6 protein-coding genes and 4 pseudogenes are annotated in these 14,084 nt (G+C 39.7%); 5 read left to right on the top strand and 5 right to left on the bottom strand.

Features of this window, described 5'->3' with window-relative positions:
- Positions 1–3 precede the first annotated feature (3 nt).
- The 4 genes and pseudogenes from NQQ59_RS20385 to NQQ59_RS20370 form a co-directional block, all read left to right on the top strand.
- Positions 4–4,321: pseudogene (locus NQQ59_RS20385) on the top strand (CusA/CzcA family heavy metal efflux RND transporter).
- 1 nt (position 4,322) lies between these two features.
- On the top strand, positions 4,323–5,630 hold the full coding sequence (locus NQQ59_RS20380) for an efflux RND transporter periplasmic adaptor subunit (protein WP_066434357.1): 1,308 nt from the start codon (positions 4,323–4,325) through the stop codon (positions 5,628–5,630).
- A gap of 157 nt (positions 5,631–5,787) precedes the next feature.
- The gene (locus tag NQQ59_RS20375; protein WP_219071567.1) at positions 5,788–7,995 is read left to right on the top strand and encodes a heavy metal translocating P-type ATPase; all 2,208 of its coding nucleotides are present in this window, start codon (positions 5,788–5,790) and stop codon (positions 7,993–7,995) included.
- A gap of 63 nt (positions 7,996–8,058) precedes the next feature.
- Positions 8,059–9,162: pseudogene (locus NQQ59_RS20370) on the top strand (Nramp family divalent metal transporter); the annotation flags it as partial.
- Here NQQ59_RS20370 and NQQ59_RS20365 read toward each other — a convergent pair.
- A pseudogene (locus tag NQQ59_RS20365) lies at positions 9,117–9,302 on the bottom strand (MFS transporter); the annotation flags it as partial. The pseudogenes NQQ59_RS20370 and NQQ59_RS20365 overlap by 46 nt on opposite strands.
- Before the next feature lie 37 nt (positions 9,303–9,339).
- Positions 9,340–10,572: a hypothetical protein gene (locus tag NQQ59_RS20360; protein ID WP_219071568.1), complete on the bottom strand. Its 1,233-nt coding sequence runs from the start codon at positions 10,570–10,572 to the stop codon at positions 9,340–9,342.
- 62 nt (positions 10,573–10,634) lie between these two features.
- Between NQQ59_RS20360 and NQQ59_RS20355 the strand changes: the two are divergent.
- Positions 10,635–10,850, top strand: a pseudogene (locus NQQ59_RS20355) (dihydrolipoyl dehydrogenase); the annotation flags it as partial.
- A gap of 249 nt (positions 10,851–11,099) precedes the next feature.
- Here NQQ59_RS20355 and NQQ59_RS20350 read toward each other — a convergent pair.
- The 3 genes from NQQ59_RS20350 to hppD all read right to left on the bottom strand — a co-directional run bounded on the left by NQQ59_RS20350 (position 11,100) and on the right by hppD (position 13,706).
- Positions 11,100–11,510 carry an OsmC family peroxiredoxin gene (locus tag NQQ59_RS20350; protein ID WP_038330952.1) on the bottom strand — a complete coding sequence of 137 codons (411 nt, stop codon included), beginning with the start codon at positions 11,508–11,510 and terminating at the stop codon, positions 11,100–11,102.
- A 104-nt stretch (positions 11,511–11,614) separates the two neighbouring features.
- Positions 11,615–12,442: a helix-turn-helix domain-containing protein gene (locus NQQ59_RS20345; RefSeq protein WP_257698422.1), complete on the bottom strand. Its 828-nt coding sequence runs from the start codon at positions 12,440–12,442 to the stop codon at positions 11,615–11,617.
- 103 nt (positions 12,443–12,545) lie between these two features.
- On the bottom strand, positions 12,546–13,706 hold the full coding sequence (gene hppD / locus NQQ59_RS20340; RefSeq protein ID WP_159333301.1) for a 4-hydroxyphenylpyruvate dioxygenase: 1,161 nt from the start codon (positions 13,704–13,706) through the stop codon (positions 12,546–12,548).
- Positions 13,707–14,084 lie beyond the last annotated feature (378 nt).

The following is a 14,084-nucleotide window of genomic DNA, read 5'->3' as shown; positions in this document are numbered from 1 at the left end:
CAAATGTTAGATAGTATAATTAAATTCAGCATCAAGAACAAAATCGTCATTGCTATAATGACATTGGTTCTTATCATTTGGGGCGTATGGAGTGCAACCAAATTGTCAATAGATGCCGTACCGGATATTACCAATAATCAGGTACAGATTATTACTGCCTGTCCTACACTGGCGGGGCAGGAAGTGGAACAGTTGGTTACGTTCCCCATTGAGCAGAGCATCGCCAACATTCCCGATTTAGTAGAAACAAGAAGTATATCCCGGTTCGGGCTTTCCGTCGTTACGGTAGTGTTCAAAGAAAATGTAGACATCTACTTTGCAAGGCAGTTGGTCAATGAAAAACTGAAAGAAGCCGAAGAAAAAATTCCGAAAGGTATCGGCACGCCTGAACTGGCTCCGGTAAGTACAGGGCTTGGAGAAGTCTATCAATACATCATCCACCCCAAAAAAGGCAGCGAGCATAAGTACAACGCCAAAGACCTGCGTACAATGCAAGATTGGATTGTTGCCCGCCAGTTGTACGGCACGCCAGGCATTGCCGAAGTAAACAGCTTTGGCGGAGAATTGAAACAATACGAGGTTGCGGTAAACCCCGACCGATTGAGAGCGATGACCGTAAGTATTCCCGACATATTCAACGCACTGGAACAAAACAATCAGAATACGGGCGGTGCATATATCGACAAGAAGCCTAACGCTTATTTTATCCGTGGTGTGGGCTTGGCTACTTCGTTGGAAAGATATTAGAAATATACCCGTAAAAATCACGGGGCATACACCCATTTTTATTAAAGACGTAGCCGATGTGCGTTACGGTAGTGCCGTGCGTTACGGCGCACTAACCTATAACGGAGAAGTAGATGCCGTGGGCGGTGTGGTAATGATGCTCAAAGGCGAGAACAGTAACGAGGTGGTAAAACGGATAAAAGAGAAATTACCCACCATTCAGAAATCATTACCGGAAGATGTAACCATCGAGCCGTATTTAGACCGTACCGAATTAGTAGGCAGGGCAATGGACACAGTGGAAAAGAACTTGATTGAGGGAGCTTTGATTGTGATTTTTGTGCTTGTGCTGTTTCTGGGCAACCTAAGAGCCGGGCTAATCGTAGCATCAGCCATTCCGTTAGCGATGCTGTTTGCATTGGGGATGATGAACGTGTTTGGCGTTAGTGCCAACCTTATGAGCCTGGGAGCGATTGACTTCGGTTTGATTGTGGACGGTGCCGTTATTGTCGTGGAAGCAACCCTACACCATTTGGGCTTGCGGAAATCCACCAATAAACTGACCCAAAGCGAAATGGACGAGGAAGTATTTTTGTCCGCTTCCAAAATCAGGACAAGTGCCGCATTTGGCGAAATCATTATCCTTATCGTATATATCCCAATCCTGACGTTGGTAGGCGTTGAGGGTAAAATGTTCACACCGATGGCGCAAACCGTAGGCTTTGCCATTTTCGGCGCATTGATATTGTCCTTGACCTATATCCCAATGATGTGTGCGTTGTTCCTGCCGAAAAAAGGGCACGACAAGCCGAATTTCAGCGACAAGTTTATGGATAAGCTGCAAGGCTTCTACCAACCTTTGTTGCAGAAAGCTATCAGGGTTAAATATTGGTTAGTGGGCGTTACCACTGCGGTATTTGTAGTTGCCGTTATTCTGTTCAGCAGAATGGGCGGCGAGTTCATCCCGCAGTTGCAGGAGGGAGATTTTGCCTTTCACTGTATTTTACCTCAGGGAAGTTCGCTCAATCAGAGTATAGAAACGTCGATGCAGGCATCCCGCATTCTTAAAGAATTTGACGAGGTTAAAATGGTAGTCGGCAAGACCGGAGCTGCCGAAGTGCCTACCGACCCGATGCCGCCTGAAGCTACGGATATGATGATTATCCTCAAACCGCAGGACGAATGGAAAAGCAAGAAAAGCTACAACGAGTTAGGGGATGAAATGATGGAAAGGCTGTCCGTTATTCCGGGCGTTTTCTTTGAGAAGAACCAACCGATACAGATGCGTTTCAACGAATTGATGACAGGTATTCGTCAGGACGTTGCCGTTAAGATATTCGGGGAGAATATGGACACGTTAAGCGTGTATGCCAATAAGGTTAGCGAAGTAGTACAGCAGGTAAAAGGAGCCACACCGCCACAGGTGGAAAAGGTAAACGGCTTGCCGCAGATTAACATCGACTACGACCGTACCCGGATGGCAAATTACGGGCTGACGATACAACAGGTAAACGATATTGTGAGTACCGCATTTGCAGGTAAAGCAGCCGGGGTTATTTATGAGAACGAAAGGCAGTTTGAGCTTGTGGTAAGGTTGGATAGCGTACACCGCAGCAGCATCGAAGATGTAAGGAACCTGATGATACCAACTAATACAGGCTTTCAGATACCCATATCGCAGGTTGCTGATGTCAATTACAAATTGGATGCCGCACAAATCAGCCGTGAAGCGGGAAAACGCCGCATTGTGATTGGCTTTAACGTAGCCGGACGTGATGTGCAAAGCGTTGTTACCGATATTCAGCAGCAGCTTTCCGAAAAAGTAAAATTGCCCACAGGGTATTACTTTACTTACGGCGGTCAGTTTGAGAACCTGAAAGAAGCCAGTAACCGCCTGATGATTGCCGTACCAGTATCGCTGTTATTGATATTCGCATTGCTTTATTTCACATTCCGTTCATTCAAGCAGGCAGGTTTGATATTTACTGCCATCCCGATGAGTGCCATCGGCGGTGTGTTTGCTTTGATGCTGCGGGGAATGCCTTTCAGTATTAGCGCAGGTATCGGCTTTATTGCCCTGTTCGGTGTTGCCGTATTGAACGGTATTGTATTGATAGGCACATTCAACCAACTGAAAAAAGACGGTTTGGATGATGTGATAAAACGGACAATCGAGGGAACAAAAATCCGGTTACGTCCGGTATTGATGACGGCAACGGTAGCATCACTGGGCTTCCTGCCGATGGCAATCAGCACCAGTGCCGGGGCAGAAGTACAAAAGCCATTGGCTACAGTAGTGATTGGCGGATTAATAACGGCTACATTTCTTACCCTGTTTGTATTGCCATTGCTCTACATCATATTCAATTCAAAATTTAATTTCAAAAACAGTAAAGGTGTGAAAACAACCGTAATCGCTCTTTTACTGGGTATCGGAGGTATGACCACTGCCAATGCCCAGGAAAGGGTAAGCATAGATACTGCTATTAATACCGCATTGCAAAGCAATGGGCAGGTCAACGTCAATAAGTCGGAGATTGATGCGGCTAAATACAATGTAAAGACCGCTAACGATATACCAATGACACAGGTATTTGTAGAAAATGAAGATTTAAGACCATCGGACAAAACGGGTATATGGAAAATCGGGCTTACGCAAAGTATTGCGTGGCCCGGCTTATATGCTGCCCGCAAGGACTATTTAAAAGCACAGCTAAAATATTCCGAATTGAATACAGAGGTTATGAATGCCAATATCCGAAAAGACGTTAGAACCGCTTATTACCAGTTGTGGTTTTTGCAGGATAAAAATCTGTTACTGAAAAGCCTTGACAGCATTTACACCAACCTCTTCAATACAACACAGGTTCGGGTTAGAACGGGCGACGTCGCAAAGCTCGACCAGATTGCGGCAGATGCCCAACTCAAACAGTTAAAAGCCTACGTGGAGCAGAACAATAAGGAAATTGTAATACAGCAACAGCAATTAATGGTATTGCTCAATCGTAACGAATGGATACTCCCAATAGATGAGCCGTTACAGAAATTGGAAACGAACTTGTATGATGAAAACAATGTACACCCGGTATTGCAGTTGCAGCAGCAAAATGTAAGCGTTGCGGCGGCAAATATCAAGATACAAAAGAAAAGCAATTTGCCCGAATTTTCAGCAAGGGTATTCAGCCAGAGATTGTACGGCGTTTCAGACCCGTTTACGGGCTTTTCGGTTTCGGTAGGCTTCCCGTTGTTTGGTGCAGGTGCGTATAAAAACAAAGTGAATGTAGCCAACAAGGAAAAGGAAGTACAGGAAAACCTATTGTCTTACCAAACGCAGGTAATGGCAACGGACAAGAAATCTGCCATCGCAGAAATGGAAAAGAATATGGCTTTGTTGAGCTTCTTTGAAACATCGGGACTGCAACAGGCAAAGGATATTACCGAAGCGGCGTCACAAAGCTACCGCTCGGGAGATATCAGCTTTGCAGAACTAAGCCAGTTCTTAACGCAGGCAATCAATATCCGCCAAAATTATCTGGACGTTCTGAACAGTTACAATCACTCAGCAATTCAATACAATTACCTTAATAACAAATAAGATGAACAATATATCGAAAATGTTTTTAGCAGCACTCTTTACAGTTTCCCTGACCGCCTGTGGAGATAGTCAAAAAAAGGAAAGCGAAGACGGTCATAACCACGAGCACAAAACGGAAGCAAAAGCCGATACAGGGCACGGACACGAGCACGGAGCCGAAGAGGGCGCTGCCACCGTTGCGGCACTTACGCCCCAACAGATTGAAGCTGTAGGTATCAAATACGGTGTGGTGGAAATGAAAGAACTAACCGCCACTATTAAAGCGAACGGTATTTTGAGTTTGCCCAACAGTAGCAAGGCAAATGCTACCTCTTTATACGGTGGCGTGATAAAATCTATTAATGTACAGATTGGCGACTATGTACGCAAAGGACAGGTTATTGCCACCATTGCCAACCCGCAGTTTATCCAGTTGCAGGAAGAATACCTGACCATCAACAGTAAAATAACTTTTGCCGAACAGGAAATGCAAAGACAAAAAGAACTGAACACCGGCAATGCCGGGGCATTGAAAAACCTGCAAAATGCCACCGCCGAACTCAATGCGTTAAGAACCCGCAAAGCCTCTTTGCATCAACAAATACAGCTAATGGGCATCAATCCAAATTCAGTCAGCAACAGTTCACTTAAATCCTCACTGATAGTTACAAGCCCCATTAGCGGAGCCATTAGCAATGTGTACGGCAAAATCGGCAGCTATGTAGATGTTTCTTCGCCTGTGGCTGAAATTGTAGATAACAGTTCCCTGCATTTGCATTTGAATGTATTTGAAAAAGATTTGCCCTTGCTGAAAACCGGGCAGACCATACATTTTACCCTGACCAATAATCCGGTAAACGAGCACGATGCCGTGATATACGGTATTGGTTCGGCGTTTGAAAACGACAGCAAAACCATTCCCATACACGCCCGTGTAAAAGGCAATGTAAAGGGACTGATTGACGGGATGAACATTACGGCGATTGTGAGCCTCAACAATGTGCTTTCCCCGTCAGTTCCAAATGATGCGGTGGTAGATGCGGACGGTAAGAAATACATCTTTGTCATTACCAACAAAAAGCCGCAGGCAGCCGGAGAAGAAGACGGACACGGGCACGACCACGGCGATGAAAAGACAGCGCATAAAGAGGAAGCGGCAGGCACGGTAAATTTTGAAAAAATTGAAGTGGTTACAGGTGTTACAGAAATGGGTTATACGAGCATTACTCCAGTAACGGAAATTCCCAAAGATGCAAGGATAGTTACCAAAGGTGCGTTTTTCATCAATGCGAAATTATCAGGTGGTGGCGGTCACGCTCACGCACACTAAAATAACAAATACCCTCTGATTGTTCCTAATAAGCAATCAGCCAGTAAATCAAATATAAGGGTTTTGCTAAAATGGTAGCTGTTTCGCTTTTGCAACCAGGTTCCCAAAATGGCAGAGTAATTTTGTTTTACAAATAGAAATAAAAAAAATTTTAGATATGTCAAAAATATGTTGTAGTACAGACGATAGTCTGAACCTGGTAAATAAAAAAGAGCATAAACATAAATATGATACACAGGGAAATCAACTATGCTGTTTGAAAACAGAAAAGATTTATAAAAATGCAGGTGCATCAGATTTGCTGAAAGATGCTAATCATTCCGATGACGGACACGGACACACTGGCGGCAAAAGTTGCAGTAAAGCCGATACTAAACATTGTGATGATGACCACAACCATATAGAAAAAAGCGGACGCAATCACGACCACCACGGACACAATCACGATCACCACGGGCACAGCCACGGTGATGACCACGACCACAGTCACGACATAGAGGGTAAAACCACCTTTCAGTTATTTATGCCTGCGGGTATATCTTTAGCTTTATTACTTGTTGCTATTGGTTTTGATAATTACTTTCCCCAAACCTGGTTCACGGGTTGGGTTAGAATTGCCTGGTACGTTATCGCTTATTTGCCTGTTGGGTTGCCAGTAATCAAAGAAGCTGTTGAAAGTATCAGATACAAAGATTTCTTTTCAGAATTTTTCTTAATGGCTATTGCAACAATCGGTGCATTTGCACTTGGCGAATATCCTGAAGCAGTAGCTGTAATGCTGTTCTACTCCGTAGGCGAAGTCTTTCAGACTATTGCAGTATCAAGAGCAAAAGGTAATATTAAAGCCCTGTTAGACCAACGCCCTGATGAGGTAACGGTTATCAGAGCAGGTAAGCCTATTGTTGTAAAAGCTGAAGATGCCTACATAGGTGATGTTATTCAATTAAAGCCGGGCGAAAAATTAGGATTGGACGGGGAGTTAATTTCAGAAACCGCCTCTTTCAATACAGCAGCCCTTACAGGAGAAAGCAAACCTGATACAAAAAGTAAAGGTGAAACTGTATTGGCAGGTATGATTAACCTCAACACCGTAAGCCAAATAAAGGTAACAACCGATTATTCGGATAGTAAGTTGAGCAGAATTTTGGAACTGGTTCAGGATGCTACATCACAAAAAGCACCAACGGAGTTGTTTATCCGTAAATTTTCCAAAATTTATACGCCGATAGTCGTATATCTGTCTATTGCTATTACCTTACTTCCCGCACTTTTCGTAGATAATTATGTATTCAGTGAATGGTTGTATAGAGCATTGGTATTCCTTGTTATCTCTTGTCCTTGCGCTTTGGTAATCTCCATCCCTCTGGGTTATTTTGGTGGTATTGGGGCCGCAAGTCGAAATGGTATTCTGCTTAAAGGGTCTAATTTCCTTGATATTCTTGCCAAAGTAGAAAATGTAGTGATGGATAAAACGGGAACCCTCACCGAAGGTGTTTTCAAAGTACAGGAAGTCTTTATCAAACCAGAATTCAATAAAGACGAAATTCTCAACCTCGTCAACGTATTGGAAAGTCAAAGTACACACCCTGTTGCAACGGCAATCCACAATTATTGGGGAGAGGTAGATGCCGACGTAAATTTAGCAAATGTTGAAGAAATAGCAGGACACGGATTAAAAGCCACCGTTAACGGTAAAGAGCTTTTAGTAGGTAATTTCAAATTGCTCGATAAATTCAACATCAGCCATGATGCAGATACCGCAAACATCGTTTACACGGTAATAGCTGTTGCTTATGATAGAAAGTTTGTAGGATATTTAACCATTTCGGACAGCATTAAGGTAGATGCAAAAGCAGCAATTGAAAAGCTGCGTAAAATGGGTGTAAAAACCACAATGTTGAGTGGTGATAAAAATACCGTTGTTCAGTTTGTTTCGGGACAGTTGGGCATTGACAGTGCCTACGGAGATTTATTACCTGAAGACAAGGTTAATAGAGTAAAGGAAATCAAATCCCGTAATGGCAGCGTGGCGTTTGTTGGAGACGGTGTAAATGATGCGCCTGTTATTGCGTTGAGTGATGCTGGGATTGCAATGGGAGGATTAGGTAGTGATGCCGCTATTGAAACTGCTGATGTTGTCATTCAGGATGATATGCCATCCAAAATACCAATGGCTATTAATATCGGAAAACAGACTAAAAAAATCGTCTTTCAAAATATAGCATTGGCATTCGGAGTAAAAGCAATAGTGCTTATACTCGGTGCAGGAGGATTAGCCACTATGTGGGAAGCCGTATTTGCAGATGTAGGTGTAGCTTTATTAGCTATTCTAAATGCGGTTCGAATTCAAAAGATGAAGTTCTAACTAAGAAGCTAGACTGCCGCAAGAAATCTTGCGGCAGTTTTTTATCCTAAAAATATTTGTGAAATGGCTAAAAAACAATCACAATCTTCATTAAGCGAAGTACATAATTCTGTAGACACGACTGTTCCTGGTCAATCTCGCTGGCGAAGAGTTTTGGCTTTTTTTGGACCGGCTTATCTTGTCAGTGTCGGATATATGGATCCAGGCAACTGGGCAACAGGCTTGGCCGGTGGTAGCCAATTTGGCTACTCATTACTCTGGGTTTTAGTAATGAGTAGTATTATGGGCTTGTTGCTACAAAGCTTGTCTGCCAGGTTAGGGATTGTTCGAAATAGAGATTTGGCACAGGCAAACCGGGAAACTTATCCTAAGAAGGTAAATTTTGTATTATATATACTTGCTGAAGTCGCTATTGTTGCGACAGACCTTGCAGAAATATTGGGGATGGCAATTGGTTTACAGTTGCTCACGGGAATGCCTTTGATTTGGGGTGTTGCTATTACAGCCTTAGATACATTCCTGTTGATGACTTTGCAAAAATGGGGAATGCGCAAGCTCGAAGCCTTTATCATCGGTTTGATATTCGTTATAGGAATGTCGTTTCTTGTACAAATATGGGTAGCTGACCCTAATGTAGATGAAATTGCAACAGGACTGATACCACATATACAGAATGATACTGCATTGTACATTGCTATCGGTATTATCGGTGCAACGGTAATGCCACATAATTTATACCTACACTCTGCACTGGTGCAGACACGTAAATTTAATCGTGATGATGCCAGTATCAAAAAAGCAATTAAGCTCAATTTTTGGGATAGTGCCATTGCTCTAAATATGGCATTGCTTGTAAATGCAGCTATATTAATTCTTGCCGCTACAGTTTTTTATAAAACCGGACGTTCCGACGTGGCAGAGCTAAAGCAGGCTTATGAATTATTGCCACAGCACCTCGGAAGCGATTTTACAGCAAAACTATTTGCTGTAGCTTTGATTGCTGCCGGACAAAGCAGTACCATTACGGGTACGCTTGCCGGACAAATAGTAATGGAAGGTTATCTACGCTTTCGAATGAACCCTTTGTTGCGAAGACTTATCACAAGGTTACTTGCCATAGTTCCAGCAGCAAATGTTGCTAATGTTGATAAAAAGGCAGCTGTAGGATTGTCAGCAGGGAAAAATTTAGTAGAAATTACAACAGCTAAACTTCCAAAAATAAAGAAGTCATACCATTCAATTAGCGTTCCCATCGAGGAAGCACCAATCACTTTCCAGATTGTTTTTTTGTTAGCAGTTTCGCTCATAAATAATGTGTTTTTGTGTTAATTCTTGTGTGTTTTTTTATAATAATATCATTGCTTGTATTGTTATCATGTCGTCCATGTGTTTTGGTTGATCGAAAGATTTTTGATATTCTACAGAAATTTTAGCATTCTGACCATCAATGTACCAGTTTCCACCTAATTTTAATTCGTTTGCAGGCTTTACTAGACCTTTGAAATCTCTGTAAGAATATCCTACATACGGCTGAATTCTATTACGGAATTTTCCTTCTCCTTCTTTGATGTTTTTAGGCAATAAATACCCGACATGTCCAGAAAACTGATTTCCATCTCCTACAACATTTCCTTGTACATAATTTTCGCCCATGTCCGAATTTTGATATTTCGCATAAGCTGTTATCGAAGAAGATTTTCCGATTGGCGCATCATAAAAAGCATCAACAGCAAGATGAGTTACATTTTCTCCAACCAAATTATCATTTTCTTTTTTGACAATTGCATTACTTTGATTGAAAAATCCTGCTCCGATGTTAAATACTTTTTTAGTTCCTAAATAGGTTCCAACGCGATAAGGTAAAGCATTTGATTCTTGATCTAAAAATTGATAATCAAAATATCCTGAAACCGCATATTTTCCTTCTCCAAGTATCGCTTTTCCTAAATACTTTTCTTGTCCGTTTTCTAAAACTGTCGAAGAGTTTCCATCTAAAGTATTAGTAATAGCATCACTTAATGCTAAACGATAATTCAGTTTTCCAATTCGCCCTTTTGCAAACATTCCCAAATGAATTGAAAATTGATCAGACAAACCAAGTGTTGACCAGTCAGCTCTGTTATTATCTAAGGTCAACATATTGATAGAACCTTGACCATTTCCACGAGAAATTCCACCAAAATTGTGAACTCCAGCACCAATTGCTAAATTGTTTGTTACCTTATATTGTAAAAACATTTCATGCAAGAAAAACGATACATCTGTACTTTTTCCCATCGGAGAAAGATTATTATCATAGATTCCATTTGCACCAAAATGTGTTAAAATCATAAATCGATCATTGATTTGTGAATAAGCAAGAACGCGCGCTCGTTTGATAGAAAATCCATCATTGGCGTGTTTTCCTTCGTAATCCTGAAACCAAGTTTGTCCCAAAAGAATAAATCGGACATATTTACTTCCTTCTGGATTTAATTTAACGACCAAACCGCCGTCATATTCAGAAGCATATTGAGCCTTCAATTCCGTGGCTCCAAAAATGGATAGTAGAGCAATTGCGACAAAAATTTTTTTCATTTTTTAATAAATGGTGTTAGTTGTACATTATTTGTGATTTTGTATTGACTTAATTAATAGACTTTGTAAAAGTGATTTTTGATGCCAAGTATGGAGAATGGATTGGAACGCATATGATTGGCTATAATGTAACGGAGTTGATAGCTCAAACCACAACTGCGCGTAAATTGGAAACAACATGGCACGAGCAATTGGATACTATCTTTCCACATCCAACTATGAGTGAAGCCATAAAAGATGCTATTGAAGATGCCTTAGGTGAGGCAATACATCTATAAATAAATACAAAATACTTTTAAATTTATCTTTAAATTGATTGATTATGAAAAACAGACTAAACTGTTGGAAGTGTGTACTGTTACTGTCTTCACTTCTCGGATTGTTGATACAGATCTAAAATCCAGATTTGGTAATTTTTAAGAAGGCAGATATTTTCATCTGCCTTTCCTCTATCTATTAATTCAATTATTAAAAAAGTCACGGAATATAAAACGTGACTTTTTTAATAAGAATAAACGAAATTAGTCTTAATTTAGAGTAGCTACTAGTGAAACTTCTAATTTATAAGCTTTTCCTACCGGACACATAGCTTTTGCTTGTTCTGCATAGTTTAAAAATTCTTCTTCATTTAAACCTGATATTTTTGCATTTAGCACTAAATCAGAGTTCGTAATATCGAAGCTGGTTGCTGTTATTGTACAAGATGTTTCTAAAGATTCTGCCTCAATCCCTTTGCTTGTAAGTATATAGTTTAACGTCATTGTATAACATGCAGCGTGTGCTGCGGCCATCAATTCTTCTGGATTTGTAGCGGTATTTTCTCCTTCAGATTTATTGTGTTTAAAAACACTGCTTCCAATGGCTGAATGTGCTGCATCGAAATTACCGCTTCCATTTTTAAAATTACCTTGCCACTTAGCTGTTACTTTTGCTTTCATTTTTAAATTTGTTTTAAATTACTTGACAAAATTACTATCTATAAAACGTGTCATCAATGCATATACTTCATTCTTAATAGGACTTTTTTCCTTCAACGAACTCTTTAAAGAGCGTTTCGGAAAGAAAGAGGTGGCAGACCCGTTTGTGATTTGAAAAATCGCACAAAATATGAGTAGTCTTCATACCCGAGGTAATCAGCAATTTCCTTAATGCTTAAGGTTGTATTAGCAAGTAACCTTTTAGCCTGAAGAATAATTCTTTGCTTAATAATGATGCTTGGTGCTACCTGTTTTTCAGATACAATTTTTCTATTGAGGTTTTTAGGTGTAATATTCAGCATATTTGCATAATCAGAGACATTATGATTCGTACGATAATGAAGCTCGACCAATTGGCTGAATTTTCTGGCTAACTCCTTATCATATGAAACGATTTGACTATCATTATTTGATTTTATTAAAGTTCTGGTTGCTGAAATGATTATTTGTTTGATGTATGTTTTTATCATTTCTTCAGCCCAAAAATCTTTTTTATTAATCTCTACTTTTATAGAAGATATTAGTTTTAGGAAAAGTATGTCCAGATTCGTTGACAAATTTAGATAAGGCAGCTCGAATACATTATCAAAAAGGAGCCCGTCACAGGCAAGCTCTTTATCATGGAAAGCTATGCAATAAAAATCAGTATTGAAATAAATAATACTTCCTCTAGATTCCTTGGATATTTGAAAATGCTGGCCAATACTAAAGAAAAGCAAGGCGTTTTCTGTAAAGCTGTACTCTACGAAATCTACAATAATGCTACCGTTTTTCTCCATATAAATGATTTTATAGTAGTCTTCAAGCAGCGTATTGCTACTTATACTATTTTCAGATTTATCATCAAAATCCAGATATCCTATCGATTGGTTTTTATTTAATCCGTCATCCATTTTTTCTCTATCTATGAATATTTGTATCAACGTTTTTCTCAATAACAAAGCCCTATTTTTTTAGGGCTTTGTATATATTCAAACTAAAATTACACATTATACATTACAAGGTACCTCTGCGTTCCTGTTCTCTTTCAATTGATTCAAAAAGAGCTTTGAAGTTTCCAGCACCAAAACCTCTAGCTCCCATTCTTTGAATAATTTCGAAAAAGAATGTAGGTCTATCCTGAATAGGTTTTGTAAATATCTGTAACAAATAACCTTCTTCGTCAGCATCTATCAGAATTCCCAGTTTTTGCAATTCATTTAAATCTTCTTTGAAATTGTCAGCATGAGCTTTGATGCGATCAGGGATGGCATCATAATATGCCTGTGGCGGAACGGATAGGAACTCGACACCTCTTTTTTTCATTTCCTCTACCGTTTTGATAATATCATCGGTAGCCAATGCCAAATGCTGAACCCCAGCGTCTTCATAAAAATCCAAGTACTCTTCTATTTGAGAACGCTTTTTACCTTCAGCTGGCTCATTAATCGGGAACTTAATTCTTCCATTTCCATTTGCCATAACTTTTGACATTAGGGCAGAATATTCGGTAGAAACCTGTTTGTCGTCAAAAGATAAGAAATTAACAAATCCCATTACATCTTCAAACCATTTTACCCATGTATCCATTTCGTTCCATCCTACATTTCCAACCATATGATCAATAAATTTCAGACCAACAGGTTCCGGATTATAGTCTGATTCCCATTTCGTAAATCCAGGTAAAAAGATTCCTTTGTAATTTTTACGTTCTGTAAACATAAAAACCGTTTCACCATATACAAAAACACCCGCTTGTATTGCTTCTCCATTTTCATCTTTAGTAACGGTAGGCTCCATAAATGGCTTAGCTCCACGTTTGATAGTTTCTTCAAATGCACTTTTGGCATCCTCCACCCATAAAGCAACTACTTTTATTCCGTCTCCATGTTTTTTCACATGCTCACCGATTGGAGAAGAAGAGTTAAGTGCAGTCGTCAGTACAATACGAATCTTGTCTTGTTTTACAACATAAGATACTTTGTCTTTTACTCCTGTCTCTAATCCTGCATAAGCTTCAGATTGGAATCCATAAGCCGTTTTGTAATAATGCGCTGCCTGAAGAGCATTTCCTACATAAAATTCTACATAATCAGTTCCTAAAAGTGGAAGAAAGTCTTGTGCTCCTTCAAATATTTTTTCTAAACCGTATTCAACGCTTTTTAATTTATTTGTCATTGTTTTTTATTTTTATAATATGATTTTGATACATGATTTGTGTACACTGGATGAAGTGTAGTTGTATTTAGAACTTGTATCCCAGCTATAACATAGCACGATGCAAAACCGAAAGAAAGGTTTTGATAGACATTTTATAATTAGTTAGTATTATTCCTTGGTAAATGTATTTCACTTATTTATAACAAACATTATAATCAGTAAAAGTCATAAAACAAACCAGAAATATTACAAGTGGAACTGTTTTTGGTAAATAATCAGTAAATGTCATAAATCAAACAAGGAATATCACAACCAATATTGCCTTTCCTCTATCTATTAATTCAATTATTAAAAAAGTCACGGAATATAAAACGTGACTTTTTTAATAAGAATAAA

Origin of the sequence: Flavobacterium panacis (assembly GCF_024649945.1) — a bacterium.
GTDB lineage: Bacteria > Bacteroidota > Bacteroidia > Flavobacteriales > Flavobacteriaceae > Flavobacterium > Flavobacterium panacis.
This window is presented reverse-complemented; position numbering and strand designations above follow the sequence as displayed.

Coding starts and splice junctions, on each gene's coding strand:
- NQQ59_RS20375 (WP_219071567.1), top strand. CDS start 5,788: ATGTCAAAAATATGTTGTAGTACAGACGATAGTCTGAACCTGGTAAAT.
- NQQ59_RS20380 (WP_066434357.1), top strand. CDS start 4,323: ATGAACAATATATCGAAAATGTTTTTAGCAGCACTCTTTACAGTTTCC.
- NQQ59_RS20345 (WP_257698422.1), bottom strand. CDS start 12,442: ATGGATGACGGATTAAATAAAAACCAATCGATAGGATATCTGGATTTT.
- hppD (WP_159333301.1), bottom strand. CDS start 13,706: ATGACAAATAAATTAAAAAGCGTTGAATACGGTTTAGAAAAAATATTT.
- NQQ59_RS20350 (WP_038330952.1), bottom strand. CDS start 11,510: ATGAAAGCAAAAGTAACAGCTAAGTGGCAAGGTAATTTTAAAAATGGA.
- NQQ59_RS20360 (WP_219071568.1), bottom strand. CDS start 10,572: ATGAAAAAAATTTTTGTCGCAATTGCTCTACTATCCATTTTTGGAGCC.